Source organism: Rhodospirillaceae bacterium, from assembly GCA_028819475.1.
Lineage (GTDB): Bacteria > Pseudomonadota > Alphaproteobacteria > Bin65 > Bin65 > Bin65.
The window spans coordinates 1-2,063 of sequence record JAPPLJ010000066.1; the positions used below are offsets into that span (position 1 = coordinate 1).

At 71.2% G+C, this 2,063-nt stretch carries 1 protein-coding gene; it reads right to left on the reverse strand.

The features are described from left to right. Positions 1–351: 351 nt before the first annotated feature. Positions 352–1,533 (reverse strand): DUF2493 domain-containing protein, encoded by a 1,182-nt coding sequence (locus OXM58_20005; protein ID MDE0150647.1) that lies wholly within the window; start codon positions 1,531–1,533, stop codon positions 352–354. Positions 1,534–2,063: the final 530 nt, after the last annotated feature.

Sequence of the window (2,063 nt, forward strand, 5' to 3'; positions counted from 1 at the left end):
AGTTCAAGCGAAGGCGGACGCTAGCGGAAAGGGCACCATCGGTGCGTGGGGTGTGACCCCCGAGGCCGGCCCGGGCCGGTCGGAAGCCTGATTCGCGCTGTACGGGGGATCGGGAGATCGACGCCGGCGAGACCGGCGGATCGGAGCCGCAGCGGCGCTTGAGCGGCGGCCCCGGATCGTGGTCCGGGGCAGGCTCGCGCGGTGGCCGATGCACTCGTGCGCGGCACGGTGCGGGCGCGCGCGTCGCGAAGACGGGACGCAACGGCGATCGGCGCGCGATGCAAAGGCGCAACGGGCCGCGCCGCCGCTCCCTTGTCCGGGATGGCGACGCGGCCCGTTCCTGCGCTGCGGTCAGGCGGCGATGCGCTGAACCGGGATGCCAAGCTGCCGCGCCTTGTCCACAAGGTTGTCGGTGATGCCGGAACCGGGGAAGGCAATCACGCCGCGCGGCAGGAGATTGAGCAATTCGTCGTTGCGGCGGAAGGGTGCGGCGCGTCCGTGCCGGTTCCAGTCGGGCTTGCAGACGATCTGCTGGATGCCGTTGCGCTCGGCCCAGCGCGCCGCGATCTTCTCGACGCCGGGGCCGCCGCCATGGACCAGCACCATGTCGGCGTATTTCTCGCGCGCCTTGTCCAGCCGGGCGATCACCGCTGCCGGGTCCTGCACGTCCTTGCCGCCCGCGATGGCGACAAGGGTTCCGCTCGGCAGGTGCGCCATGGTCGCGCGGTCCTTGCGGGCGCGCATGAAGTCGCGGGCGTCGATGGCGGCGGATGTGAGGCTGCCGGTCCGGCTGGTGTGCGAACCGTGGCGCGGCCGCCAGACCTCGCCGGTGCGCGCGCGGTAGGCGTCGGCGGCGCAGTCCCGGAAGATTTCCAGCGCATCGCGCCGGTCGGCCGTGTTGTGCGCCCGGTCGGTCAGCCTCTCCAGTTCGAGGGACCGGACTTCGGAGCCGTCCTGCGCCCGTTGCAGGTCGCGCAATTCCGGTTCCATGCGGTCCAGGGCGCGGTCCAGCCTCTGCGTCTGGGCATGGAAGCAATTGACCAGGCCCCAGATCAGGCTTTCGCGCTCGTCGGCAAGCATGGTTCCATCGGCGCACAGGCGTTCGGCGGCAAGGTCGACGATCTCGCGCACGATGCCGGGCAGGTGCGAGTCCTCGAACCCGGCGCGCAGGTCGGGCAGGTCCAGCGGGTCGCCGGGGTACAGGTTGGGGTCCTGATCGCTGCGCACCTTGTATTCCTTGCGCCGGGTCCGCCGCTCGGCGAAGGTCAGCGGGCCGAGGGAACGGGTCTTGATCCTGTCCGGGGCTTCCCACAGGGGCCGGTTGTCGAACTCGTCGGGGCCGGGGGTCGCACCGTGCAGGGCGGCGGCTTCGCAGGCCATGGCGGTTGCCGATGCCGCGTGTTCGGGCTCGCGCCCGTCGTCGCTCTGCCCGAACAGGTCGGGAGCCTCGATCATGGGGGCGTCAAGGCTCCCGGTGTCGAAGCCGGCCGATGCGAAGGCGTCTGCCATGGCGGTGTCGGTGGGGTGTGTCATGGTCGGTTCCTTTCTCCCTGAACAAAAAACAGCGTTTCCCCCGGAGCGGGGTGGGCGGCGAGCAAGCCTGGAAGGTCCGCAGATCGAGGCGGCGTGCACCCGGAGGGCCGGAACGCAGTGGAGGACCCGCGCAGCGGGTTGCGGGCCGCCGCTGCGGACCTGGAATGGCGCGCCGCCCACACCGAACCGGGGGAAACCGAACGGAACACGCCGCCGCCCGCCAGGGCGGCGACAACACCGCCGAAGGCGGCGGCAAGCGGAGCGCGCAGGGAGCGCAGCGACCGGAGGCGATAGGGATCGCAGCGGAATTGCCGGGAGCGCCAGCGAGCGGCAATTGGAGCGGAGAGCCCGGGCCGAAGGCATCGCCCAATTCCTGCTCGTCCACTTGCACCGGCATCACGCATTTGCCCGCTCCGCCAGCACTCTGGACGCCCATGCCGCCGCCCTGGCCAGCACGTCGCCGTGGCAGGGCAGCGGCTCGCACCAGCAGATGCCGTAATGGGGCTCGGCGCTAACCGGCGACATTTCGG

Bases quoted from the DNA above. Each gene is read 5' to 3' on its own strand.
- OXM58_20005 (MDE0150647.1), bottom strand. From the start codon at position 1,533: ATGACACACCCCACCGACACCGCCATGGCAGACGCCTTCGCATCGGCC.